Raw genomic sequence first — 24,399 nt, forward strand, 5'->3', positions numbered from 1 at the left:
GGTCTGTATGAAACATGTTTCCTCTGTCTTGCTTTTGCTTGTATTGCTCTGTGCCCCCGCTGTGTCCGAAGCCGAGGAAATCCCGCCGGCCGCTGAACAAACCGTTCAGCAGCTCTATCCGGATTTGACCCGGGGCGCCCTGGCGCTGGCCGTCCTCGAGGACCTTCCGGAGGGCATTCTGCTGAAGGCCGGCCCTGTGGAAATCTCCCTGGAGGCAATTGCCAAAATCATCAATTCTCAACCCGCCTCCGTCCGGGACGAGTACAAAAACAACGCCTTCTTCATTCTCGAACAGGAGGCCGTCGAGCGAATCCTCCCCGAGCTGGCCAAGAAAGCCCTGGCTGTTTCAGAAGAGACAGCCGCAAAGAGCGACTGGGCCCTCGTGGAGGAGTTCTTTGAAACAGCCGTCTTCAACTCGGTTCAGGTCTCCGAAGAGGAAATGCGGACCTTTTATAAGGCCAACCCGGATTTGTTCGGCGGGGCCTCCTTTGAACAGGTCAAAGCGCCGCTGAACGAGTATCTGCTCGACCGGAAAAAACAGCAAATTGTTTCCGAATATATCCGGAAACTCGGAGAACAAATCCCCATCCGAATCTCCCGCGACTGGACCGTCAAACAAGCGCAGGCGGCCCTCGATAACCCTGTGGACAAGGCCCGCCGAAGCCGGAAACCCTCGTTGGCGGCCTTCGGGTCTGACGGCTGCCGGCCCTGCGAGATGATGTCTCCCATCCTCGAGGCCGTTCGAAAAAAATATGATGGGAAACTCAACGTCGTCTTTGTCCATGTCCGCAGACAGCCGATTCTGGCCTCCCGATACGGCATTCAGGCCATTCCCGTCCAGATTTTTTATAATGCAGACGGCCAAGAGGTCTTTCGGCACGAGGGGTTTTTTCCTCAGGACGAAATCGAGAAGAAATTACAGGAAATCGGAGTGCGCTGACCCATGCAGGACCTGTTCGCCCAGCTGACTCGCGCCGTAGAAGGCACCGTGTGGGTTGCCCTGTCCGCCTCTTTTATCTGGGGGGTGCTGAGCATCCTGCTGAGCCCTTGCCATTTAGCGAGCATTCCGCTGATTATCGGCTTCATCGATGAACAGGGGCGGATTTCCGCCCGTCGTGCCTTTGGGATTTCGCTGCTGTTTGCCGTCGGGATTCTGATAACGATTGCGGTGATTGGGGCCCTGACCGCCGCCGCCGGCCGCATGATGGGTGATGTCGGAAAGTACGGCAATTATTTTGTTGCCATTATTTTTTTCGCCGTAGGGCTGCACCTTTTAGAGGTCATTCCAATGCCCTGGTCCGGGCCGGGACAGGTGAACACCCGGCGCAAGGGGCTCCTGGCGGCTTTCCTGCTCGGTCTGATTTTCGGCATCGCACTGGGTCCGTGCACCTTTGCCTATATGGCCCCGATGCTGGCCGTAACATTCAAACTGGCTTCTGCGGATATGCTTTACGGCATCGTGCTGCTGCTGATGTACGGCATCGGCCACTGCTCCGTCATCGTCCTGGCGGGCACCTTTACCGAAGTCGTTCAGCGGTATCTGAACTGGAATGAACAATCCAAAGGAGCCGTCCGATTAAAGAAAATCTGCGGCGTTCTGGTCCTGCTGGCCGGCCTGTGGCTGATTTACACCGCCCCATAAAAGAAATCGTTCCTTTAATAATCAGGAGGTGTTATGGATCGACGAAAGTTTCTTTCACAGGGAGTTCTTGCCGGTTCCGCTGCGGCCTTCGGCCTTTCGGCGGCGGCACAGACGAACGAAACGGCTCCGCTGCGAATCATCGGCATCAGCTGCAGCCCCCGCAAAGGCAAAACCACATCCAGAGCTGTTCAGATTGCCCTCGAGGCCGCCCAGTCCGTTTCCCCCCGCATTCAGACTCAGCTGATTGATTTGGGCGAAATGACCGTCGGCGGCTGGCAGGGCGGCGCCACCCCGGAAACCCCGAAGGAAATCATCGATGATTACTCCAGCGAGGTGGAACCCCTGCTGGAAACGCCGGGGCTGGGCGGGCTGATTATCGGGTCGCCGGTCTATTTCCGCACAATGAGCTCGCTGTGCAAGGCTCTGCTGGAGCGGATGGCTTCGCTGCGGACCCCCAAATATTATCTGGCGGACCTGCCGGTCGGGGCGGTGGCCGTCGGCTCGTTCCGCAACGGCGGGCAGGAGCTGGTGATTGAACAGATTCACGCGGCGATGCTCTGTCATGAGGCGTTTATTGTCGGCGGCAAACCCAAAGGGCATCAGGGGGCTACACTTGTAAATGCCTACAACGACGACATCACCAAGGATGAAATCGGCGTTCAGACCGCCAGACAGCTGGGGATTCGGGTTGCCGAGGCGGCCCTGAAGACCCGCGGCTGACGGTCCATCCGGCCGACGTCTGAAAATCGGGCTTGACAAGGCAAACTTGTGCGGTATTATATGCGTATATGTGCATATATACAGAAAGAACCGTATGGAAAAAGAAGCGGCCTATCTGAAGGGATTGTCGGACCCGATTCGCCTGCGGCTGGCGGTGATGCTGGCGGTTCGCGGGGAGCTGTGCGTCTGTCTGCTCGCGGAAGCCCTGCGCCAGCCCCAGTACAAAATCTCCCGGCACCTGAGCATCCTGCGGCGTCAGGGAATCGTTGAAGTCCGGCGGCAGGGCACCTGGATGTACTACCGGCTGCGTCCGCCCGCCGGCCCGATGGAACGGTCCCTCCAAAACTGCCTGGCGGACTGCTTCCGGAGCCATCCGACGGTTCGGCAGGACCTTCAGCGGCTCGACAGGGCCCAATGCAGTCCGAACCCCTCAAAAAATGAAAGGAAGCAGCGGTCATGACGGCGTGTGGAACAAAACTTCGCATTCTCTTTCTTTGTACAGGCAATTCCTGCCGAAGCCAGATGGCCGAGGGCTGGGCCCGTCATCTCAAAGGCGGCTGTGTGGAGCCCTATTCGGCGGGCATCGAAACACACGGCTTAAATCCGCTGGCCGTCCGCGTGATGGCCGAAGCGGGCGTGGACATCTCCGCCCACCGCTCCAAGCACCTCGACGAGGTCCGCCATATTCCGTTCGACTATGTCATCACCGTCTGCGACCATGCCCACGAGCACTGCCCGCTGTTTCCCGGCAAAACCAAAATCCTGCATGTCGGGTTTGAAGACCCGCCGCGTCTGGCCAAAGCCGCCAAAACAGAGGAAGAAGCCCTGAACTGCTACCGCCGCGTGCGCGACCAAATCCGCGCCTTTGTCGAACAGATTCCCGACATCCTGACCCGGGGAGAACCCAAATGAAAAAAAAAGAACGCGTGCTGTTTTTCTGCAAACACAACTCCTGCCGGAGCCAGATGGCCGAGGCGTACTTGAAGAAACTGGCCTCCGACCGCTTTGAGGTCTTCAGCGCCGGTCTGTTCCCGGAAATGATTCATCCGTTCGTTGAGGTTGTGATGCAGGAGGACGGCGTGAGCCTCCGCGGCCAGACCGCCAAAAGCATCGACCTGTATCTGGGCAAACAGCCCCTGGACCACATTATTATCGTCTGTCAGGAAGGCGAGGCCGAGTGTCCCCGGCTGTATCCGTTTGCCCTGCATGTCGAGCGATGGCCGCTGCCCGACCCGGCAAGTGTACAGGGGGACAAGGAAACCATTCTGGCCGCCTTTCGCCAAACCAGAGAGGCCGTCAAGGAACACATAAAAAACTGGCTGAAAAAGAAAGCGGAAGAACAGCAGGCATGAGGTTTGTTATGACAGAAACTTCCAAAGAAACCATTCGACAAACAGTTCGGCAGGAATATTCCAAAATCGCCAAAGGGCAGTCCTCCTGCTGCTGCGGCTGCACCCCCTCCGCCCAGCTGGCGCAGCATCTGGGCTATTCCGCGGATGACCTGGCTCTGCTGCCGGACGGCGCCAACCTCGGCCTGTCCTGCGGCAATCCGACGGCGCTGGCGGACCTGAAGCCCGGACAGGTTGTGCTGGACCTGGGCAGCGGCGGCGGAATCGACGTCTTCATCGCCGCCTCCAAAGTCGGCCCGACCGGCCGAGCCGTCGGCGTCGATATGACCCCGGATATGGTCAGCAAAGCCCGCGCCTCCATTCCCGCCTTCACACAAAAAACCGGACTGTCCAATGTGGAGTTTCGGCTCGGCGAAATCGAGCATCTGCCCGTCGCCGACGGCACCGTCGACGTGGTTATCTCCAACTGCGTCATCAATCTGTCCCCCGACAAACAGCAGGTCTGGAATGAAATCGCCCGGGTTCTCAAACCCGGAGGCAAGGCCTGCATCTCCGACCTGGCCCTCCAGAAACCTCTGCCGGCGGAACTCGCCCGTTCGGCCGCCGCCTTGGTCAGCTGCGTGGCCGGAGCCGTTCCGGTCGAACAGACCCTCCAAATGGCCAAACAAGCAGGTTTGTGCAGTCTTCGCATTGAAAAACATCCCTACAGCATCGAACTGGCGGCTGACTGCAATGACCCGCTGTATCGGCAGGTCCGAGAAGCCCTGCCGCCGGGTGCCAAACTAAGCGATTACGTGATCAGCATCCATCTGACGGCCTTCAAACCTGCAGAAAAAGGATTATAAAATGAATCGGCAAACTGTTGTTCAAAAAAAGGAAAAGGGATTAAACATCTTCGAAAAATATCTGACCGTGTGGGTGATTCTCTGCATTGCCGGCGGGATTGGGCTGGGCAAAGCGGCGCCCGGCCTGGCCAAAACGCTCGACGGCATGGCCGTGTACGTCAATCAGGCGCCGGTCATTTCCATCCCGATTGCCGTGTGCCTGTTTTTTATGATGTACCCGATTATGGTCAAGATTGACTTTGCCGAGGTGCTCAAAGCCGGCAAAAGCATCAAACCCGTCGCCCTGACCCTGTTCGTCAACTGGGCGATTAAGCCGTTTACGATGTACGCCATCGCCCTCTTTTTCTTAGGCACGCTCTTTTACGGCTTCATCGGGCCGGACGCTGTGGACCTCGTCAAGATGCCCTTCGGGCTGGATTTGCCGGTCGGCGCCCAGTACGGCGTCGGCACCGTCGTGCTCGAAAACGGCGTCAAGATGCTTCAGGTGCCGCTGTGGCGCAGCTATCTGGCCGGCTGCATCCTGCTGGGCATCGCCCCCTGCACGGCGATGGTGCTGGTCTGGGGCTATCTGGCCAAAGGCAATGACGGGCATACGCTGGTGATGGTGGCGATAAATTCGCTGACGATGCTGGTTCTGTACGGCCCGCTGGGCGGCTTCCTCCTGGGCGTCGGCAAGCTGCCGGTTCCCTGGCAGGCCCTGCTGCTGTCCATCGCCGTCTATGTCGCCCTGCCGCTGGCCGCCGGTTTCTTCTCCCGCCGGTGGATTCTGGCCCGCAAGGGTCCCGAATGGTTCGAAACCAGATTCCTGCATATCCTCACGCCGATTACCATCGTTGCTCTGCTGCTGACGCTGGTGCTGCTGTTTTCCTTCAAGGGCGACACCATTCTGAATAATCCTCTGACGATTCTGTGGATTGCTGTTCCGCTGTTTCTCCAGACCTGTCTGATTTTCGCAGTGGCCTATGCGCTGGCGCGCTGGCTGAAGCTGAATTATGCGGATGCGGCGCCGTCGGCGATGATTGGGGCCAGCAACCATTTTGAAGTGGCGATTGCCACGGCGACGATGCTCTTCGGTCTGTCCTCCGGCGCGGCGCTGGCCACGGTAGTCGGCGTGCTTATCGAAGTGCCGGTGATGCTGATGCTGGTCAAAATCTGCCTGAAAACGCAGCACTGGTTCCGGCCCGCCGTCGTAGAAACCCGATAGAAAGGAAACGGAACCAATGAAGCAGAAAAACTCTGTGTGGCTGGTCATAGCGGCGGCCCTGGCATTGCTTTTGGCTGTTCAGTTTATCCAGACCCGCCGCTACCAGACCCAGACTGAGAACTTTCCGGATGACTCCATCGTCGGACAGGGCAGACCGGTACTCGTGCAGATTACGTCGGCCTCCTGCATTTACTGCCGGCGGATGATGCCGACCCTGACGGAACTGGCCCGGACACACGCCCCGCACTTTGCGATTGCACTGGTCTCGCTGGACCGACAGCCCCAGGCAGGCCGAAAATACGAGGTGCAGGCCCTTCCGATGCAGATTTTCTACGATGCGCAGGGAAACGAACTGTCCCGCCATGTCGGCGCGATGAGCCGCGAGGAAATCCTGAATCAATGGCGGCAGGCAGGGCTGGCGATTCCGTAGCCGTTTTTATTCCCGCCGCTGCTGCTGACGCAGATAATCCACCGGCGCCCGGTCATCCGTCAGCACACGGGCCTGCGGGTCCGGCTTCAAATCCGGACGAAAACAGCGGGCGATGGCCGGAAGACTGAACGCAAACTTATGCCGCTCCTGCAGCATTCGGGCCCGCTCCAGAAACGCCGCTCCCTGCGGCGTCTGCACCTGAGCCCCCGGCGAAATCAGAATCGCATTGCCGCTCGTGCGTCCCAGAAAGACATCGCAGCGGTCAAACACCTTCAGAAACGTCACCCATTCCGCATCAAAGAGCTGGTTGTCATAGAAGACGTTGGCCGCCACAACCCCCGTCGGCGACAGGACGCCCTTGACCTCCTCCAGAAATTCGCGCGTCATCAGATGAAACGGGATATAGTCCCCGTTGAAGGCGTCCAGCACAATGATGTCATACTGCGGAGGATTGGGGCGGCGGAGCCGCTTTTTGATGAACATCCGCCCGTCATCCACATAGACCTTCAGTTTGTCATCTTCCGCAAACGCAAAGAACTCTTTGGCCAGCGGCGGGATGGCCTCGTCGATTTCCACGACATCAATTTGGGCCTGCGGAAAATAGAAACGAAAATCGCGCGGGATGACCCCTCCGCCCAGTCCGAGAACCAGAATCGAGTTGGGCTCCGGCACATACAGAAGCGAAGCATAAACCAGTTTGGTGTATTCGAGCTGATGATGCCGCAGATCGTTCAAATCGACCTGCGTCTGAATCGGCACAGCGGCCCGCCGCCCGAACCGCAGCGTCACCACAGAGTCCTTTTGATACACAAAAATCGTATTGTACAGCGACTCTTTGCGGGCGGCCAGACGGCCCCATTCCTCCGGAGCCGCCGCAGACAGCACGGAAAGAAACAGAAAAACAGCCGGAAAATCCCATCGTTTTTTACGCATGCTTTTTCCTCCGCACCAGGGCCGTAAAAAGTACGGCCGTTCCCAGCAGGGCCAGAATCAGGCCGGAAATCGACAGGACCAGACGCATCGAATACAGAATCAGATAAAAGGCCGTCACCACACAGCCCGCAAAACTGGCAATCGTGGAAAGGGCCATCACCACACCGGCACTGACCCCCGCTTCCTCCGGCCGCTGCGTCAGCCAGCGGACCACCGTCGGAGACACCGTCCCCAGAAAGGTCGTCGGCACGGCAAACAGTGCCAGCGCCGCCAGCAGCGAACCCCATTTTTCATCCAGTCCCCAATCGAAAATCCTCTCGCACACCGGACCGGTGAAAAACGGCAGAACAGCCGTCCAGACGCCCGCCAGCAGGATAAAAACACCCAGCAGAATGCCGCTGTTTTTTTGAGCCGACAGCCGTCCCCCCAGCAGATACCCTACGGACAAGCTCAGCAGAAAGGTGCCGATGACGCTGCCGGTAACCACATACACGGCGCTGCCGAAATAAGGGGCCAGCATCCGCACCCCCAGAATCTCCAGCTCCATCACGAACCAGCCGCACAGACAGGCGACCAAAACGGCCGCCGCCGTGCGGGTTTTCTGCCTGGCTGTCCTGTCCGGATTCGGTTCCATTTGAAGCGGATGAAAAAGGTGGTAGTGTTTCCGCCGCCGACGCTCGACATTATAAGGACTTATTGCGGCTCGGCAATGTTTTTCCAAAATTGGATATTTTCGACACTTTCGGCTTCGGTATGTCGTTAAATCTTTTTTCCTGCTTGTCTTCCGGGGAAAAACCTGATAAAGTAACCCTCTGAAATCGAAAATTCAGAAACGGAACAAACCGGAAGCGGCGGACCGAGGCGATTATGCTCAAATTTCGCACATTCGACGAGGTATTGGACTTTGCAATCATCCAGGAAAAAGCGGCCCAGCAGTTCTATGCCAAGCTGGCTCAGGATGTGCAGGACCCCGCCGTCAAAGACTTTTACCGTCAGCTGATTACCGAAGAAAAAGAGCACGAAAAACGCCTGATGTCTCTGAAGGGGTATGCGTATGCCTTCCGGGAGCCGGACCTGCGCGATTTGTCGGAGAGCGGCTATCTGGATGCGATGCCGGTGCCGGAGAACGTGACAATCCGGGAGGCCGTGGACTTTGCCATCCGCAAAGAACGTTCTGCCGAGCATTTATATTCTTTGTTGGCCGATTTGGCCCCGCAGGAAGAGCTCGAACAGCTCTTTCGAATGCTCTCCGAGCAGGAGCTTCATCACCGGACGGCCTTTGAAAAAAAACGACTCCTGCTCGATAAAAAGGACGCATCGGCGTCTTCGAGCGACCCAAAAAGCCCTGAATAAACTTGACACCGGCGAAAGAAAACCGGTACGATGGGGGAGTTTAGGCCCGAACAATCTGTTTTCAGGAGAGAAACGGTGAAAGCGTGCATCGGAACGGCGCAAACGCTGATTTTGTCGGCAGTTCTGTTCGGTCTGGCGGGCTGTTCAGACGACCCGGCTCATCAGGCCCAGAAGAAAATCCACCAAAAGACGGAAGCGGCGGCGGCGGTGCTGACCTTTGAGGGAAATCCGGAAAAGGCCAAAGCACAGTTGAACCAGGCCCTGTCGGTCGGCGGCACTCCGGCGGTTCGAGAGCCCGCTTATCTGGCCCTGGGCAATCTGGAGCTGGCGGAGCTTCACCGGCAGGCCGCCCAGCTGGATGCCGCCAAACGGCCCGTCACAGACACGCTGATTTCTCTGGCTGACCAGGTTCGGCGAACCGGAAAACTCCGCACCCAGCTTCAGGGCGTCTCCCGCACGCTCGATTCCGGAGAAAAGGAGATAGCAGAGCTGGAGCAGGCCCTGGCAGGCGGCGGACCGGCGGGCGAAGGGCTGCTGCGGGAACTGGACAAGGCCCGCGAGGAGCTGGCCGCTCTGGCGGCTCAGCGCCAGCAGTGGGCGGCCAAAGCCGACGCAGCGGATGAGCAGCTTTCGCTTCTTCAGGCCCAGGCGGATGAACGCTTTCGCGAAGCCAAACTGGCCCAGGGGCCGCGAAAAACGGACCTGGAAAAGGCCGGCTATGATATTCTGCTCAGGAAAAAAGATTTTTATTCCGCCAAGCAGGAGGCCCTTACCCAACTCGACATGACCGAGCGGCAGATAGCGTTGGTTCAGCCCCGGGTTGAACGTCTGGCTGCTGGGGTGGAGGAGATACGCACGAAAATCCAGGCCCTTCGCCAATCCGAGCAGCTCCGGCAGCTGCGGGAGACCCAGCAGCAGCTGACCGCGCAGATTCAGCAGGAGTTCGGCGTCCTTCGTCAGTTGGTTGCCCGGCTGCGGGAGCAGACGGCGGCTTGTCAGCGGCAATACGAGCAGATTCAGGCGAATGTCGAAACCGTGCTCCAGACGTATCAGCGGGTTCAGACACGCGCCTCGATGCCCACCGTGCTCTATAAGACGGCCCAGGTGCAGGCCTTCTCCGGACAGATGGCCGCAAGCCGGCTTCAGTTTGAATTAACGGTCAGTCTGGCTGTTGAAGGGCTCCTGGCGGCCTCCGCCGGAGATGCCGAGATCGAAGCTCTGCTCCGGGAGGGCATGCTGACGGTGGCGGAGGATGAATGGTTCAGCAAAGCGGCCGCCGCATTCGACGAGGCGGACAAAACCTTTGAGCAGGCCCTGGCCGAAGGCCGTTCGCTCAGCGGGGAAGCCGCCCGGCAGTTCGCCGTGCATGTCACCTCCAGCCGGCTGCTCAATCTTCACTCCAAAATGAAACTGGCCGATTCCCTGAATCGGTTTGAAATGGCCGATGCCGTCGAATCCGCCTTAAAAGAGCAGATGCAGAAGGCCGCCGAGCTGGGACCGATTTTTACCCAGTCGGAAACGGCGCGGCTTCTGGAAAAGGGCCTGAATTATCAGCCCCGGATGCCTTATGACACCGAACTGTATTTTGAATCGCTTCGTCCGCAGCTGAGTGCCTGGAGACAGGTGCAGGGCACCCCGCAGCAGCGGGAGCAGGCGGCTCGACAGGCCGTCGCAATGATCGAACAGCTCGAGGCCGGCGCGGATGAAAAGCTTCTTCGCCTGCTTCAGGCCGAAAAACAGACCATTCAGGCGGCCATTGAGCGGGGATTCGAAGAGCCGGCTCCGTCGGCGGTTCCTTCTCCGTTCGGAGAGCCCAATCAGCGTTAACCTAATCCACAGGACCCAAACAGAAAAATGAAACTGGCGGATTTGCTCAAACCGGAGTGCATTCAGACGGGCATGGTCATTGAGGACAAGGCCATTGCTCTCTGTGAGATTGCCGCATTGGCCAAAAAAAGTCCGCTGTGCCGGCATATCTCAGAGGAAGATATTCTTGAGGCCCTGCAGGAACGCGAAACCCTCGGCTCGACGGCCTTCGGCGGACAGGTGGCGATTCCGCACTGCCGTCTGAAGTCCATCCCCGATTTTGTCGTCGGGGCGATTACTATCCCCGAAGGCGTGGATTTTGAAGCATCGGACCGACAGAAAGTCCGTCTGATTGTGTTTATTCTGGCCCCGGAGGAGCGTCCCAACGCCCATATCCGTCTGCTGTCATCCATTTCTCGGGCCCTGCAGAATCCCAAAGGCGTTGAAAAAATGGTAGCCGCCAAAGACGCCCGCTCTCTTCGGCAGATGCTCATTCGACAGGCCGGTGCTGAGATTCCGCTGGAGGTGTCCAGCCAGAAGAGTCTGCTGCACGTGTTTGTGCAGGATGAGCACGTGTTTGAACAGATTCTCGGAGCGCTGGCGGGGCTGGAAACCGGTTCTCTGGCGGTGCTGAGCGGCGAGAACAGCCGCACCTACTTGTCGAAGATGCCTCTGTATGCCCAGTTTGCCAAGAACGAAAACGGGGACGGTTCGGTGTGTCGGGTGATTCTGGCGATGATAGAGCAGCGGCTGGACAATGAAATCATTCGGCGGATTGAAGGGATTACCGGCCCCCTGCAGGAATGCAGCGGGGTGATGGTGACGATACAGAATCTGTCGTATGCGGCCGGTTCGCTCGAACCGTAAGGTTTTCTTTAGGGGCGGGCGGCCGCTCTGAAGAAGGAGGTTCGTCGTGGCAGACCCGAAGATTCAATTCTATCACAGTTTGTCCACACTGCTGGAGGCGGGTGTGCCGATTCTGCGAGCCCTGCCGACAGCGGGTCGAATCTTGCGCGGGCCCTGGCGGCGAACCGTGCAGTCTCTCGAAGCGGACCTCCGGCAGGGAATGACGCTGGCCGACAGTATGGCCCAAAAAAAACGCTGCTTTGAGCCCCTTGAAGTCGAGCTGGTCCGCACGGGGGAACAGACCGGACAGCTGGCGGAAATCCTGGCCCAGCTGAGTCAATGGCGGGAATTCCTCCGTCAAATTAAACGGACGTTCTGGTCCGGGATGGCCTTGCCGATCTTTATCATCCATGCGGCGGCACTGGTTTTGCCCCTTCCGATTTTGGGAAAAGCGATTCTGCTCAAAGAAGGCGAGGTGGCGGATTATTTTTATTCCGTGGCCGGAATCTTATCCATTTTTTATATTCCGGCCGCTCTGGTTGCCGCTGTTGTGTACCTGACACCCTCGCAGGGGCTTTTTCGAAAGATGTATGATTCGGCTCTCTGTGCTGTCCCGCTGATGGGGAAAGCCGTAATCAATCTGTCTCTGAGCCGCTTTGCCAAAACCTTTGCGATGCTTTACGGAGCCGGCGTGCCGATTATCCAGGCGTCCGAGCAGGCCGTGCGAAACTGCGGCAACTGGCTGGTTCAGCAGCGGTTAAAAGGGGGGTACATGAATACAAAAAAAGGACTGCCCATGAGTAAGGGGTTTTCTCCGACGGTGGATGCTGAGTTTCGCGAAATCTGGCTGGTCGGGGAAGAAACGGGAGAACTGCAGGAATCCGCCCAGCGGCTGGGGAAGATGTATGCCGAGCGGGCCGAAACGAGAATCAGGGCCTTTGCCCGAACATTCCCAGTGCTGATTTATTTGCTTATTACGGCTGTTTTAGGATTTCTGGTCATTCAGGGCTTTCTGGCTATTTACGGGAGAATCCTGTCTCAGTGAAGCGGATATTTGGATAAAAAAGGTCGTGCTTTGGCCAGATACTTTTTCCGGAAAAGTCAGCGGATTCGAAGTCAGGCGGATTTCCGCCGCATCATTGGGGGACGCTTGTCCGTCCGCCGGGGAATGATGCAGCTCTATATGGCCCCTAATGAGCTTAAAAAGCCGCGATTTGGGGTTTCTGTGGCCAAAAAGGGAACCAATGCCGTGACTCGAAACCGGTTAAAACGGCTCGGACGGGAGGCGTTTCGGCTCAGCCAGCACCAGATACCAGCCGATTTTGACTATGTTTTAATTTTTACACCGAAAATGTCGAAAAAAAAAGGTGAGAACAGCATAATATTGCCGACCTTTGAAGAAGTCAGGAAGACGTTTTTGGATATGGTATATACACTATCGTCTCGACGTACAGCATTTTTGCAATGACGGAGCGTAAATTATTCAGTATTGGACAGGCGGCATCGAAAGCCGGCGTATCGAGACAGACTGTCCAGTATTATTTAATGGTGGGATTGCTGGAGCCGACGGAAAGAACGCCGACGGGCCGGCGTCTGTTTGATGAAAAGGCGATTGAGACAATTCGTCTGATTCATCATATGAACGATACTGGATATACTCTTCGGGATATCCGGGAGATTTTTCTGGAAAAACGAAAGAATGAACTAAAGGGACAGACCTCATGATGGATTATGCCGCTCAGCAGCGCCGCCGCAATTTGATTGTCGGGGGGTTTGTACTGGTGGCGCTGTGTGCTTTTTTCTGGATGCTGATGGTCTTCGGGGATTTGCCGGTGGCCGTCGGCAAAATGCGCTCGTATGAAGTGCTCATCGAGTTTCCCAATGCACCGGGAATCGGTCGGGATACGCCTGTCCAGTACTGCGGCTACCAAATCGGACGCGTGCTGAAGGTCTCGCCGCCCGTGCTTGTGACCGACCCCAACGGAAGGCCGATCGGACACGTGGTTAAGGCGGTTTGTCTGATTGAGGAGCAGTACAAGGACATCCCCTGGAATGTGGACATCAAACTGATGCGCCGGGGACTGGGCAGCAGTTATATTGAGTTTACCTGGGACCCCCAAAAGCCCCTCGTTCCCAAATACCCGGACAATCCGCAGTCCGTCTATCTGATGGACCGGATGGTGCTGTCGGGCACGACGGGCCTGACGAGCGAATTTTTCCCGCCGGAGGTCCAGAAAAAGCTGGAAAATCTGGTCGATGCGATTGCGGCCCTGGCAACCAATGCCAACCGAATCATCGGAGATGCGGACAATCAGGCCAATATTCGAAAAACGCTTGCCGCCGTCAGCGAGGCCACGGCCCAGGCCCGTGATACGCTCAAATCTGTGCAGCAGTTTACGGATGTCGGCACGGAGCAGCTGACTCGGGTGGCTGATCGGCTCGACACGGCCCTGGCCGAATTCGGGCGCGTCTTTGCGCAGCTCAATGCCGGACAGGGCACCGCCGGCCGGATGCTGACGGATGACCGCCTGTATGAAAATCTGGTGGACAGCACCCTCGAACTCCAGATGGCCCTGGAGCAGATTAAAAAGTGGGCGGCGGAGGCACGCGACCGCGGTATCCGAATCAAATGGTAGTCCCCGGATGCTTCCTCCGCGGTCTGGTTGGAAAGCAGCCGTCGGCCGGTCTTAAAACAGATATTTGAATGACAGCAGGACGGACGGAGCGGTCGAGCGGTAGTCGTTGCAGCTGCCCTGCACACGCAGACGCCGGTTGTATTTCCTGTCGATAAATCCGAGCAGGTTGGTGCCGTCTAATCCCATGCTGATTTTTTCCTTCTGATACCGCAGCCCCATATTCACAAAGACAGCGGCATCATACGCATCCGAAAACCCCTCGTCGATGGTGTCCCGGCTCCTCGCATAGTCCTGGGCACCCGGGAACCCCCAGTAAATGCGGGCGGAAGTCAGCAGAGACCAATTGGGATGGAACTGATAGCCGGCATGCACTTTCGTGATATGGTCGCTCCAGCTGGTGAACCGGTCGCCGGAGACCAGATAGGTGCTCATCCCTTCCCGAAGGTCAAAATCCGTCAGCGTCACATAACTGTGAGAGGCGCTGAGATTCCATCTGTCTTTTTTGTAAGTGAACTCTCCCTCCAGTCCCCAGAACTTCTGAAGACCGACATTGGTTGTAGAGACCGAGGCGACATCCCAGGCGATAATGTCGAGCCGGCTGGCAAAGCCGCTGAAGGCGAACCAGAGGTTGTCATTGTGCTGCCGCTCCCATCGAAATTCGAGATTATCCAGTTCTTCGGCATCGCTGGTGTCCTTTGTTTGAAGCCATCGCAGGCGGGACTCTTCGGCATTCTGCATCCGCACCGATTGAGCAGCGATGAATTTGAGGGTATCCTGCGGAGACAGCGAGTAGACCACGGCAGCGCGGGGAGAATAGAGCATGTCCGTATAAGTATTTTTGTCCGCTCGGCCTCCCAGAAAGAGCGTTACGGAGTCCGTCAGGGCCCACTGCCACTCGCCGAGGCCGGAGTATGTAGCCGTCGTCCAGGCCTCTTTATCCCAGTCATAGGTGTTGATGCGCCAGGCATTGAAGTTTCCGCCGGACATGGAATTGAAACTTTCCAGAGATACCTCCGCGCCAAAGGCGACCGAGTGCCGCTCGTCCGGCGTCCAGCGGCCCAGGGCCCTGGCGAAGAGTTCATCTTCATCATGGCGATTGTAGTTGTTCGAAAAGTCCCGGCGCATATACCGGAAGGTGTCATAACTGAGCAGGTATTCGATGCTGAAGGTGCCGGTCAGCTCCTGCAGATATTTGGCGGTAAAGGTCAGCTGCTGATAACCTGTTCCGGAGGGGGCCTGCTGTCCGGCGGGCTGCCACCATTCCGGCCCCCAGGTCCAGCCGGCGGCAGCCGGGTTGTTATACGCCTCCAGCGGGTTGATGTAGTCCAGCCCGCCCCGCGTCAGCCGTGCCCAGAAGTCAAAGTTGCCGTGGGTGTATTGACCGTGAAATTTGAAGCGCGGGCTTTGGGCCCACGCCTGGTTGTCATTGACCACAGAAAACGGGACCGGCCTTCCCGGTCGGACGGAATACCCGTCACCCCATGAAGTGAACCATTTGCCGGACACGTACGGTGCCCAATCCGGAGAAGCCCCCTCATATTTGTCCATTCCGAAATAAACATACATCCCGCTGTCTTGGCTGAATTTCCGTCCGTGTTTGATTTCCACCGAGCCGAAGTTCTCGATGAGCCCTGCCTTGGCCGTCACTTCCGTGCCCCGGAAGGTCAGGGCGTTTTCCGTAACGATATTAATCACGCCGGAGACAGCGCCCGGGCCGTAAATAGCCGAGCCGGGTCCGCGGATGACATCGATGTGATGAATGTCCGCCAGCAGCGGCAGGTCCCGTTCGCTGAGAGCCCCGTAGTGTCCGCGCTCGTTGAGAACACGTCCGTTGACCAGCAGCAGATATTTATCGTCCCGGTCGCCGGTAATCCCGCGGATTCCCAGATGCGGAAATTCCCATTCCTGAATGCTGTACTGAAGCCCCGGAACATAGATTTCCAGCAGTTCGTTGAGACTGTGGGCGCCGGACTGCCAGATTTGTTCTTTGGTAATCGTCGTAATTGCCGCCGGCGAAATACGCCGTACCGATTTGGTCAGCGTTCCAACCGGCAGGACATCCAGATTCATCAGGTCCACGATGGACATTTCAAACAAGTCCTGCGATTCGGTGTATTCCTCCGCATCTTCCTCCTGCGAAGCACGGCCCCACAGCTGGATTTGCAGGTCCTCTTTCTCCTGCAGCAGCTTTTCGCGCTGCGCATTCAGCTCATTCAGAGCGGCAGTGACTTCTTCAAGTTTTTTCCGGAGAGCGTCGCTGTCGGTCTCTGCCGCCGCAGCCGACAGATTTGCGGAGGTTGTCAGCAGCAGCGCCGCAAACAGCGGCAGCACTCTGGGCGGAACCCAAAAGAGATTGCCGTCCATTCGTCATCTCCTTTTGCTGTCCAGTTCAGCCGATACGCCTGTTTCGGTTTCGTCCACAGATTCGGAAAGCGGCCTGACGGGGCTTTACAGGGAAAAAGAGAAATGCTTGCGGAATTGCCGGGAAAGATGCTTTTTTGCTGAATTTTCGTAAAAAGACGTCCGATAAAGGCGTTATAGCAAACGATTGCTGCCGCCTGCTAAGCACACTTTCTCAGAAAAGAGGAACAGATGCGATGATATTTATCTTCGGGACGGCTCAGCCCTTCAAAGCAAAGGGACTGATGAGGGGCCCATACTGTCTGCGGGCCGCACGGAGCCGCTGTCGGACGGTTTCGAACGTGTCATAAACAATCTGCGGCGTATCCGGCACTTTCTCCCGATAGATTTTCTCCACGCGGTCAAACTTTTCGAGCAGCTTGTCCACGCGGATGGTGAACTGTTTCTCGTAGGACTCTTTGGCGTAAGACTTGTCGAGCTTGTCCTGGAAAAGCGGGACCAGGTCCTCATACCGTGGAATCCACCCGGTCGGGGTTTTAATGGCGTCCAGTTCGTTGTGCGCCCGCCGCTCCGCCCACAGCAGCCAGACCATTTTGTCCAGCTTGCCCGTCAGAAACTCGTTCTTCTCATCCCGCAGAAAATAATTGACGGAGAAAATCGGAGGCGGATTTTGTACGCCGTCGGCAAAATCAAGATTGTTCTGGATATAGCGGCCCAGAGGAATCGACACAAAATCCTGGTTGGCCATGAGATTAAATTTGCGGACACCGGTTTGGCCGAGCGTGGCGGCCGTCGTCTCTGATTCGATGGACGCGCCTTTGGTGATAATCCCTTCGGTCCAGCTGAACGCCTGCTCAATCGGCACGAGCGTGTCGCTGTCGCGTCCGCCGTAAATGACCGCCCCGATGGGCACCCCTTCCGGGTTGTCGGCCTGCGGGTCCAGATTATCCAGTGCCGACAGCCGGATGGTGTAGCGGGCGTTTTTGTGCGAGGGCGGAATCTCCTTGCCCTCTGCATCTTTTTTGCCTTTGTACCATTCCCCCTGAAAATTGATGCCCCGTTCGGGAATCTCGCAGCCCATTCCCTCCCAGTAGGGTTTTCCGTCGGCGATGAGGACATTGCTGAAAATCACTTCTCCCGGTGAAAGCAGCGCCTTGTAAATCACCGGGTCATCCTTGGGATTGACATCGCAGATGATGCCGAAAATCCCCTGCTCGACGTTGGCACAGTACATCCGGCCGTTTCGCTTGCGGAAATAGGCGATATCGTCGCCGATAATGGTCTGTCCCGGCAGCATCGCTGTAGAGGTCTTTCCGCAGGCGGACGGAAAAGCCCCGACGAAATAGGTAGTTCGATTCCGGGGGCCGCGGACCCCCATAATGAACATATGCTCCGCCAGCCAGCCCTCTTTATCCGCTTTCTGGATGGCCAGCCGCAGCGCCAGTTTTTTCAGTCCGACGGTGTTGCCGGCGTACTGCGTGTTGACGGAATAGACGGTATCGGCAATCAAATCGATATAAACACGGCGCTTCTGCCAATGAATCGAGCAGCCGTTTGCATCCGTTTCACCTTCGGAATGAAGGAAGCGGAAGAACTCCCCGTCCGGCGGGAGTTTTTTGAACTGTTCGTAGCCCGGCCGATAGAGAATGCTTTCGCTGTGAGCAACATAGGGAGAATCTGTAATCTGGACACAGGAAATCGAAAAATCGGAGTTTGTCGGCCCCAGGCACCAGAAGCAGATGAGCATCGTCTTGCCTTTCATCGAGCCTTTCAGGTACCCGCGGACCTCTTCCAGTCCTTCGGTGCGGTCAATGGAGTTCAAACTGGCCCCCAGCTCCATATCTTTCGGAAGCAGATACCGTGTGCTGAAGGTATCCCGGCCTTGGTCATTGGGACCGTCGAAATGATAGGTATGCCCGGGGGTTTTCAGGGGAAGTTCACCCCCGCCGTGGAGAGCCATTTGACGCAGCCGGGCATTGTCTTCGGGGCTGCCGCTGAATACACAAATCTTTTCCGGCTCTGTTAATTGAACGGCATCTTCAATAAAGGTGTAAAGGGTTGGGTTGTTGACAGCTTCCAGAAGACGAAGACTCTTTGTGTCCAGTTTTTCTCGGATGAATCTGCTAATTTGGGTCATTTTTTCCCTCGGCCTACTTGTTCATTTTCCCATGAGGACACAAAATCTGCGAGATTGTAGGGAGGACACCGGGAAAAGTCAACCCCAAATCATTTGCTGAAGGCGTTGTTGTGTTTCTGTATTTTGGATGGAGAATTGCCGGTTTCGTCTTTTCCCTGTCAGGGTGGCAGGTATCTGCCCGCATTGTAGAGTAAGGTTCCTGTAATTTTGTCAGGGATTGTACGGCGGGGGGAAGAGAATATAACTAATGGATTTGAAAAGAGATAGAATGGTTTTGGTGCCGCGAAGCTGTCGGTTGGTACATTTTTTGCTCAAGTGCTCCCATCGTAAATGGGTTTCTTGCGGAGCCCCGAAAGGTTGAAAGTAGTAAAGTGGGACTTTTTTGTGAAAAGGAGTCGAGAACTATGAAGATTCGGCCCTTAGCAGACAAGGTGCTTATCCAGAGAGTTGAAGCGGAAAACAAAACAGCCGGAGGAATTGTACTGCCGGATACGGCCAAGGAGAAACCCCGAAGAGGCAAAGTAATTGCGGTTGGAGAGGGCAAACTTCTGGAGGACGGCAAGAGGGCGGAGATGACCGTCAAGAAAGGGCAGGAAGTCCTGTTTGCCAGTTATGCGGGAACCGAAATCAAAATTGACGGCAAAGAATATCTGATTATGGACGAATCGGATATCATGGCCATTATCGAATCGTAAAGCAGGATAAACAATCCAGTTTTTTCGGACAGGAGAAAGGAACGTATGGCAGCCAAAAAGATAGCATACAATACGGAAGCCCGAGCGGCCATTCGCGAGGGAATTCGCAAGCTGGCCCGTGCTGTAAAGATTACGCTGGGGCCGTGCGGCCGCAACGTCATCATTGAAAAATCCTTCGGCTCTCCGACCGTAACCAAAGACGGTGTCACGGTCGCCAAAGAAATCGAACTTGAAGACGCCTATGAAAACATGGGCGCCCAGATGGTCAAGGAAGTGGCCTCCAAGACGTCCAATGTCGCCGGCGACGGAACCACCACGGCGACGATTCTGGCCGAGGCCATTTTTGAGGAGGGACTCAAGAATATCACCGCCGGCGCCAATCCCATTCAGGTAAAGCGCGGCATCGACAAGGCCGTTGAGGCGATTGTCGAGGAACTCAAGAAGATGTCGATTCCCGTCGAGTCCAGCAAGCAGATTGAGCAGGTCGCCACCTGTTCGGCCAACCATGATGCGCAAATCGGCAAGACCCTGGCGGAGGCGATGGAAAAAGTCGGCAAGGACGGCGTGATTACCGTCGAGGAAGGCCAGTCGCTGGAGACGACGGTCGAACTGCTGGAAGGAATGCAGTTTGACAAGGGGTATCTGAGCCCGCACTTTATCACCAATCCGGAAGAGCGGACCTGCGTGCTCGAGAAGCCCTATATCCTGATTCACGAAAAGAAAATCAGCTCTGTCAAGTCGCTGGTGCCGATTCTTGAAAAGGTGGCCAAGCAGGGTCGGCCGCTGCTGATTATTGCCGAGGATGTCGAGGGCGAGGCCCTGGCGACGCTGGTGGTCAACAAGCTGCGCGGCGTCCTGCAGGTCTGCGCGGTCAAGGCGCCCGGCTTCGGCGATCGGCGCAAGGCCATGCTGCAGGATATTGCCATCCTCACCGGTGCCACAGCCCTGTTTGAGGATTTGGGCATCCAGCTGGAGAATGTCGAGCTCAGCCAGCTCGGCCAGGCCAAGCGCGTCACCGTGGACAAGGACACCACGACGATTGTCGAGGGGGCCGGCAAGACCGAGGACATCAAGGGCCGCATCGAACAGATTAAGAAGGAAATCGAGGCCTCGACCAGTGAATATGATATTGAAAAGCTCCAGGAGCGGCTGGCCAAGCTGGCCGGCGGCGTTGCCCAGATTAACGTCGGGGCGGCCACCGAGGCCGAGATGAAGGAAAAGAAGGCCCGCGTGGAAGATGCGCTCCATGCCTGCCGGGCGGCCGTCGAAGAAGGCATTCTGCCGGGCGGCGGGGTCGCGATGCTGCGGTGCCTGCCGGCGCTGGATAAGATTCAGTGCGTCGGCGACGAGTCGATCGGCGTCGATATTGTCCGCCGGGCGGTCTTTGCTCCGATTAAGCAGATTGCCTACAACGCCGGACTGGACGGCTCCATCGTGGCCCAGAAGGTTCTCGAGTCCAAGGACAAGAACTTCGGTTATGATGCCGTCCGCAAGGAGTACGGCGATATGATTAAATTCGGCGTGATTGTGCCGACCAAGGTCGAGCGCACAGCCCTGCAGAACGGGGCGTCGATTGCGTCGCTGCTGCTGACCACGGATGCGGTTGTCAGCGAAATCCCCGAAAAGAAAGAAACCCATTCGCACGGCGGCGGATATTAATTCCCGAGCAACCGGCGGGCCCCTCTTTCGGGGCCCGCTTTTTTAGGGATTTTCGTCATGTTTCAGTTTTTCTTTCAAAAAGACCCGTTTCGTCAGGCCGGACGGTCGCTGGCCGTCGGGGCCCTGCTGACCGGACTTTTCCTTATCGGATTCGGCCTGCTGGTGTTTATTCTGCGTGATTTGTTTGCCTTTCTGGCGGCGGCGGTCTTTTTTGCGGCCGGCTTTTCCGCCATCGGCTATGCTGTCCGGGTGTACTGGCTGACCCGGCAGATGGACCGGGAACGACGGGCCTATCGCGAAAACGTCGAAATCCATTTCCCCGACCTCTGGCAGTAATTCCCGCCCGCTCTTTTTTCTTCATTCGTAATTCTTTATTTTTCATTTGCCCTTGCTTCCCGGCCGCTTTTTTAATTCTTCATTTGCCCTTGCAAGGAAGACAGCCCCGGGCGACAAGCCCGGGGAAAGGGAATGGCGCTTCGTTTTCTTTCTCCCCTCCCTGGCGGGCGGGGCTATCTTTCGGCGGACAGGGTTCAGACGCCAGCGGCCAGTTGCCAGTTATCAGTTATCAGTCATCAGTTATCAGTCATCAGAATTCGTTTGCTTTTTTTGAATCTGTGGAATCCCCGCAATCTGTGGTGAATTGTTTCGGATTTCGAATTTCGAATTTTTCCATCCGCTGGATTCCCGCCTGCGCGGGAATGACGGTGGTCTGCGCGGGAATGACGGCGGTCTGCGCGGGAACGACGGCGGCCTGCGCGGGAAGGACACGGGTCTGCGCGCGAATGACGACGGCTTGGGCGCGGGAAATAGCCCCGGGCGACAAGCCCGGGGAAAGAAACGGCACGTCCCCTACCTGCTCTTTGTCCCCGTCCTTTCGGGCGGGGCTATCTCCCGAGGGACATTGTCCAGATGCCAGCGGCCAGTTGCCAGTAACCAGTTATCAGTCAGTAGTTATCCCACAAATCCATTTGCTTTTCCCTTTCGGTGCCTTTTTTCTTTCCTTTCCTAATCTGTGTCGTCCGTGAAATCTGTGGTGAAATAAAAATTGTTCTCCTTTCCCCAGTCTGTGAAATCCGCGGTGAAAAACTTGTTTCGGATTTCGAGTTTCGTGCTTCGAATTTCGGCCGCCCGGCCGTCGGCCTTTGCCAAGCCCCCTCACATCAAAAAGGAACTTGCCGAAATCTCCGAGATTGTGCTAAACTGGCAGGCTTTCTTAGCCGTAAAAGCCAAAAGGGTAAAAAAACCGTCTATCCAGCAACGGAAAGGTAGTGGTATGAAAAGAGGACTCTTTGGATTCTTTTTTATTCTTATTCCCGGAATTGCGTTAATTTTCGGCTGCAACGAAAGCATGGCCGGCCAGGCCGATGTCGGCAAGACCTCCTTAAAACAGGAAACACCCGCCGCAGCCCCCAGTCCGGGGCCTGCACCGGCCGGACCCGCTAAGCCCGCCGAAACCAAAGAACCCAAGAAAGAAGACAAAAAATCCATCGACGGTCCCAAAATCCTCGTCACCAAAGAATTCCACGATTTCGGCGATATCGGACCGGGCACCTATCACAGCTGCACGTTTACCTTTAAGAATATCGGGAACAAAACATTAAAGATTGACCATGTCCAGAGCACTTGCGGATGCAGCGTCCCCCAGCTGGAAAAGAAAGATTATGAACCCGGAGAGTCCGGTACTATTGAAGTCAGATTTCACGCTCCCACCACCAGCGGAGAAACCAAAAAACAGATGTACATTGTCAGCAATGACCCATCCAATCCGCGGGCTCAGCTGGAGGTCCGTGCAGTCGTCGATGTAAAAGTCCAGACCGAGCCGACCGAGGTCTCGCTGGTGCTCAACAAGCCCAACGCCGGGCTGGGACCCATCCAGATTAAAAGCACGGACGGCAAACCCTTCCGTATTACCAAATTTAGTTCTATGGCGGACGCCATCACCTGTGTGTTCGACCCGAATGCCGCCGCAACAGAATTCACGCTGACTCCCCAGGTGGATATGGATCTCTTGTCCAAAAACCCAACCGGCGTAATGACCATCGAGGTGGACCACCCGCAGGGCGGCATCCAGATGGTCCGATATAATGCCCTTCCGCGATATGAAATCAACCGGCCCCGGATAATCCTCCAGAACGTCAAGCCCGGCCAGAAAGAGCAAAAAGAGGTCGTCATTACCAGCCATTACGGAGAGTCGCTGAAGATTGCCAGCTCCTCGTCCCGCGCCGGCTTAATGAAAATCGTCAAGCAGGAAGTCAAAGACAACGCACTGACCCTGACGATAGAAATCACAGCGCCGGAAAAAGAAGCGGCCAATCGTCGATACTTCTCCGATGAACTGATGATTCGATTCGACAATTCCGCGGAAGTGGAGGTCCGAATCAGCGGCTGGTTTGCGAATTAGGGACCTTTTTTGGCCTGTATCCTCCACAAGAGGCGGCAGAACCTCCGCAATGGGAACCGCCGGCGGGATTATTTGTCTAACACAGCAGGACATGAAAACAGGACTACCATTTTAGGCAGGGAAAAGACGGCCGACTATGCTCAAAGCTCTTCGAATCGCCAGTCTTGCGGCTGTGATAGGCGCCGTCGTCGTTCTGGCGGCGGTAGCTGTACTGGGCTTTCGCGGCGATCCGGAAATCGAGGCCTTTTTGGCCCAGGAAGGGGTGGTTGAGCAGTTCCGCAAAAAAAGCCAGACCGTCCCAGCCGCCAAACCCGATGCCGTTTCCCCGCTGGAGCAGGCCGCCAAGGCCTTTGCCCTGCGGATAGACCCGCCTCCTCCTCCGCCGCCGCCCAAGCCGGTTGAACCGCCCAAGCCCCCGGAGGTCAAACCGCCGGTCGTCCAGCCGCCCAGACCGCCGGAAAACAGACAGCCGACCCTAACGGCCAAGTTTACCCTGATTGCCACGGCCCGTTATACGGACCAACCGGAAAAGTCGATGGCCTTGCTTCAGAATGTCCAGAATGAATACAAATGGTATCGGCAGGGCGACCAGGTCGGCCATCTGGTTATTCACGAAATCAAAGACGGCTCGATTGTGCTCTATCAGGGCGACAAGTTTAACTCTGAACTGTTCATGCCGGCCCCGCCGCCGACAAAATCTCTCCTGAAGTCCGACGGGGCAGTTGCTTCCGCGGCTCCGAGAGGGCCTTCCTCCGTTTCCGTCTCCGGCATTGCTCCGGAATCGAACGAAGAGATACAGGCCGGCACGCTCGGTCCATCCGCCGACGGACAGCCTGACATATCGAGAGCAGCTTCGTCCCGGCCTCCTCGGCCCCAGCCGGCTGCCTCTCCGCCGCGGATTGCGACGACAATCCCAATGCAGGAAGAAGTGCCCACACTCGAGATAGACCCCCAAGAACAGATTCGCTCCATCGAAGAAAGCATAGCTGCTATTGAAAATATTATGAGACAGACTGCTCCTCAGGAGGGACAATCAGAAGAAGAACGTCAGGCCGAACAGCAGGCCTGGCAGGAACTTCTGAAGGTGCTGGCCAAAGAAAAAGAAACGCTGCTTCAGGCCGCCTCAGACGGGGAGCCGTCCGCAGAGAAAAAAACCGACTCTTCCTCGGCAAAAGAGGCGGACGCATCCCGGAAAACTCAATAATCTGTGGAATGAACCCCTTTTTTGTCCGATAGATTTTCAACGAACGTTTTTCCCGTCTTTTCAGGGAACCAGTTCACAAGCCGATGGTCTGAATAAGAGAGAGATTTTTTGTCGGCAGAAACGCCCGGAAAAGTAGTACGGAAAGACCTTTATAACCGATAAATAAAGGATAGTTTTT

General features: G+C 56.5%; 25 protein-coding genes. 20 read left to right on the top strand and 5 right to left on the bottom strand.

The genetic code is table 11. The features are described 5' to 3' along the window. The first annotated feature begins 7 nt into the window (after positions 1-7). The 9 genes from WHS88_03165 to WHS88_03205 all read left to right on the top strand — a co-directional run bounded on the left by WHS88_03165 (position 8) and on the right by WHS88_03205 (position 6,190). Complete coding sequence (locus tag WHS88_03165; GenBank protein ID MEJ5259170.1) at positions 8-940, top strand: thioredoxin family protein; 933 nt, start codon at positions 8-10, stop codon at positions 938-940. A gap of 3 nt (positions 941-943) precedes the next feature. Continuing rightward, the gene (locus tag WHS88_03170) at positions 944-1,642 is read left to right on the top strand and encodes a cytochrome c biogenesis protein CcdA (GenBank protein MEJ5259171.1); all 699 of its coding nucleotides are present in this window, start codon (positions 944-946) and stop codon (positions 1,640-1,642) included. 33 nt (positions 1,643-1,675) lie between these two features. After that, complete coding sequence (locus WHS88_03175) at positions 1,676-2,362, top strand: flavodoxin family protein (protein MEJ5259172.1); 687 nt, start codon at positions 1,676-1,678, stop codon at positions 2,360-2,362. Positions 2,363-2,456: 94 nt separating this feature from the next. Continuing rightward, entirely contained in the window at positions 2,457-2,822 is a 366-nt protein-coding gene (locus tag WHS88_03180; GenBank protein ID MEJ5259173.1) for a metalloregulator ArsR/SmtB family transcription factor, read from the top strand. Next, complete coding sequence (locus WHS88_03185) at positions 2,819-3,274, top strand: arsenate reductase ArsC (GenBank protein ID MEJ5259174.1); 456 nt, start codon at positions 2,819-2,821, stop codon at positions 3,272-3,274. Before WHS88_03180 ends, WHS88_03185 begins: the two co-directional genes overlap by 4 nt. After that, positions 3,271-3,714 (top strand): arsenate reductase ArsC, encoded by a 444-nt coding sequence (locus tag WHS88_03190; protein ID MEJ5259175.1) that lies wholly within the window; start codon positions 3,271-3,273, stop codon positions 3,712-3,714. Before WHS88_03185 ends, WHS88_03190 begins: the two co-directional genes overlap by 4 nt. An 8-nt stretch (positions 3,715-3,722) precedes the next feature. Next, a complete protein-coding gene (arsM, locus tag WHS88_03195; GenBank protein MEJ5259176.1) occupies positions 3,723-4,556 on the top strand; it encodes an arsenite methyltransferase in 834 nt (277 codons plus the stop codon). Between the two features lies 1 nt (position 4,557). Beyond that, positions 4,558-5,760 (top strand): ACR3 family arsenite efflux transporter, encoded by a 1,203-nt coding sequence (gene arsB / locus WHS88_03200; GenBank protein MEJ5259177.1) that lies wholly within the window; start codon positions 4,558-4,560, stop codon positions 5,758-5,760. Positions 5,761-5,776: 16 nt separating this feature from the next. Then, positions 5,777-6,190, top strand: a complete 414-nt coding sequence (locus tag WHS88_03205; protein MEJ5259178.1) for a thioredoxin family protein — start codon at positions 5,777-5,779, stop codon at positions 6,188-6,190. 6 nt (positions 6,191-6,196) lie between these two features. Here the strand turns inward: WHS88_03205 and WHS88_03210 are convergent, their stop codons facing one another. Together WHS88_03210 and WHS88_03215 are read right to left on the bottom strand one after the other, a co-directional pair. Further along, positions 6,197-7,123, bottom strand: a complete 927-nt coding sequence (locus WHS88_03210) for a fused MFS/spermidine synthase (GenBank protein MEJ5259179.1) — start codon at positions 7,121-7,123, stop codon at positions 6,197-6,199. Beyond that, on the bottom strand, positions 7,116-7,844 hold the full coding sequence (locus WHS88_03215; protein MEJ5259180.1) for a fused MFS/spermidine synthase: 729 nt from the start codon (positions 7,842-7,844) through the stop codon (positions 7,116-7,118). The genes WHS88_03210 and WHS88_03215 overlap by 8 nt, the downstream gene beginning before the upstream one ends. Positions 7,845-7,990: 146 nt before the next feature. On the opposite strand from WHS88_03215, the gene WHS88_03220 reads away from it, so the two are divergent. The 6 genes from WHS88_03220 to WHS88_03245 all read left to right on the top strand — a co-directional run bounded on the left by WHS88_03220 (position 7,991) and on the right by WHS88_03245 (position 13,764). Then, a complete protein-coding gene (locus WHS88_03220; GenBank protein ID MEJ5259181.1) occupies positions 7,991-8,476 on the top strand; it encodes a ferritin family protein in 486 nt (161 codons plus the stop codon). Positions 8,477-8,551: 75 nt separating this feature from the next. Continuing rightward, positions 8,552-10,303, top strand: coding sequence for a hypothetical protein (locus WHS88_03225; protein MEJ5259182.1), 1,752 nt, complete (start codon positions 8,552-8,554; stop codon positions 10,301-10,303). A 27-nt stretch (positions 10,304-10,330) separates the two neighbouring features. After that, positions 10,331-11,149 carry a PTS sugar transporter subunit IIA gene (locus tag WHS88_03230; GenBank protein MEJ5259183.1) on the top strand — a complete coding sequence of 273 codons (819 nt, stop codon included), beginning with the start codon at positions 10,331-10,333 and terminating at the stop codon, positions 11,147-11,149. Positions 11,150-11,195: 46 nt separating this feature from the next. Next, positions 11,196-12,173, top strand: a complete 978-nt coding sequence (locus WHS88_03235) for a type II secretion system F family protein (protein MEJ5259184.1) — start codon at positions 11,196-11,198, stop codon at positions 12,171-12,173. A gap of 419 nt (positions 12,174-12,592) precedes the next feature. Then, a complete protein-coding gene (locus WHS88_03240) occupies positions 12,593-12,853 on the top strand; it encodes a MerR family transcriptional regulator (GenBank protein ID MEJ5259185.1) in 261 nt (86 codons plus the stop codon). Then, positions 12,850-13,764, top strand: coding sequence for an MlaD family protein (locus WHS88_03245; GenBank protein ID MEJ5259186.1), 915 nt, complete (start codon positions 12,850-12,852; stop codon positions 13,762-13,764). The genes WHS88_03240 and WHS88_03245 overlap by 4 nt, the downstream gene beginning before the upstream one ends. 51 nt (positions 13,765-13,815) lie before the next feature. Here WHS88_03245 and WHS88_03250 read toward each other — a convergent pair whose 3' ends face one another. Both WHS88_03250 and WHS88_03255 read right to left on the bottom strand, forming a co-directional pair. Beyond that, entirely contained in the window at positions 13,816-16,128 is a 2,313-nt protein-coding gene (locus WHS88_03250; protein ID MEJ5259187.1) for a TonB-dependent receptor plug domain-containing protein, read from the bottom strand. Positions 16,129-16,384: 256 nt separating this feature from the next. Next, positions 16,385-18,262, bottom strand: a complete 1,878-nt coding sequence (locus WHS88_03255; GenBank protein MEJ5259188.1) for a phosphoenolpyruvate carboxykinase (GTP) — start codon at positions 18,260-18,262, stop codon at positions 16,385-16,387. A 404-nt stretch (positions 18,263-18,666) separates the two neighbouring features. Here WHS88_03255 and groES point away from each other — a divergent pair, with 404 nt between their 5' ends. Genes groES through WHS88_03270 form a run of 3 tightly spaced genes read left to right on the top strand, consistent with a single transcriptional unit; the run spans position 18,667 to position 20,952 of the window. Beyond that, positions 18,667-18,957 (top strand): co-chaperone GroES, encoded by a 291-nt coding sequence (gene groES / locus WHS88_03260; GenBank protein MEJ5259189.1) that lies wholly within the window; start codon positions 18,667-18,669, stop codon positions 18,955-18,957. A gap of 45 nt (positions 18,958-19,002) precedes the next feature. Further along, positions 19,003-20,616 (top strand): chaperonin GroEL, encoded by a 1,614-nt coding sequence (gene groL / locus WHS88_03265; GenBank protein MEJ5259190.1) that lies wholly within the window; start codon positions 19,003-19,005, stop codon positions 20,614-20,616. Positions 20,617-20,673: 57 nt separating this feature from the next. After that, complete coding sequence (locus WHS88_03270; GenBank protein MEJ5259191.1) at positions 20,674-20,952, top strand: hypothetical protein; 279 nt, start codon at positions 20,674-20,676, stop codon at positions 20,950-20,952. Positions 20,953-21,202: 250 nt separating this feature from the next. Here the strand turns inward: WHS88_03270 and WHS88_03275 are convergent, their stop codons facing one another. Next, entirely contained in the window at positions 21,203-21,460 is a 258-nt protein-coding gene (locus WHS88_03275) for a hypothetical protein (GenBank protein ID MEJ5259192.1), read from the bottom strand. 429 nt (positions 21,461-21,889) lie between these two features. On the opposite strand from WHS88_03275, the gene WHS88_03280 reads away from it, so the two are divergent. Beyond that, positions 21,890-23,017 (top strand): DUF1573 domain-containing protein, encoded by a 1,128-nt coding sequence (locus WHS88_03280; protein MEJ5259193.1) that lies wholly within the window; start codon positions 21,890-21,892, stop codon positions 23,015-23,017. Positions 23,018-23,153: 136 nt separating this feature from the next. After that, the gene (locus tag WHS88_03285; GenBank protein ID MEJ5259194.1) at positions 23,154-24,221 is read left to right on the top strand and encodes a hypothetical protein; all 1,068 of its coding nucleotides are present in this window, start codon (positions 23,154-23,156) and stop codon (positions 24,219-24,221) included. Positions 24,222-24,399 lie beyond the last annotated feature (178 nt).

Source organism: Anaerohalosphaeraceae bacterium, from assembly GCA_037479115.1.
Taxonomy (GTDB): Bacteria; Planctomycetota; Phycisphaerae; order Sedimentisphaerales; family Anaerohalosphaeraceae; genus JAHDQI01.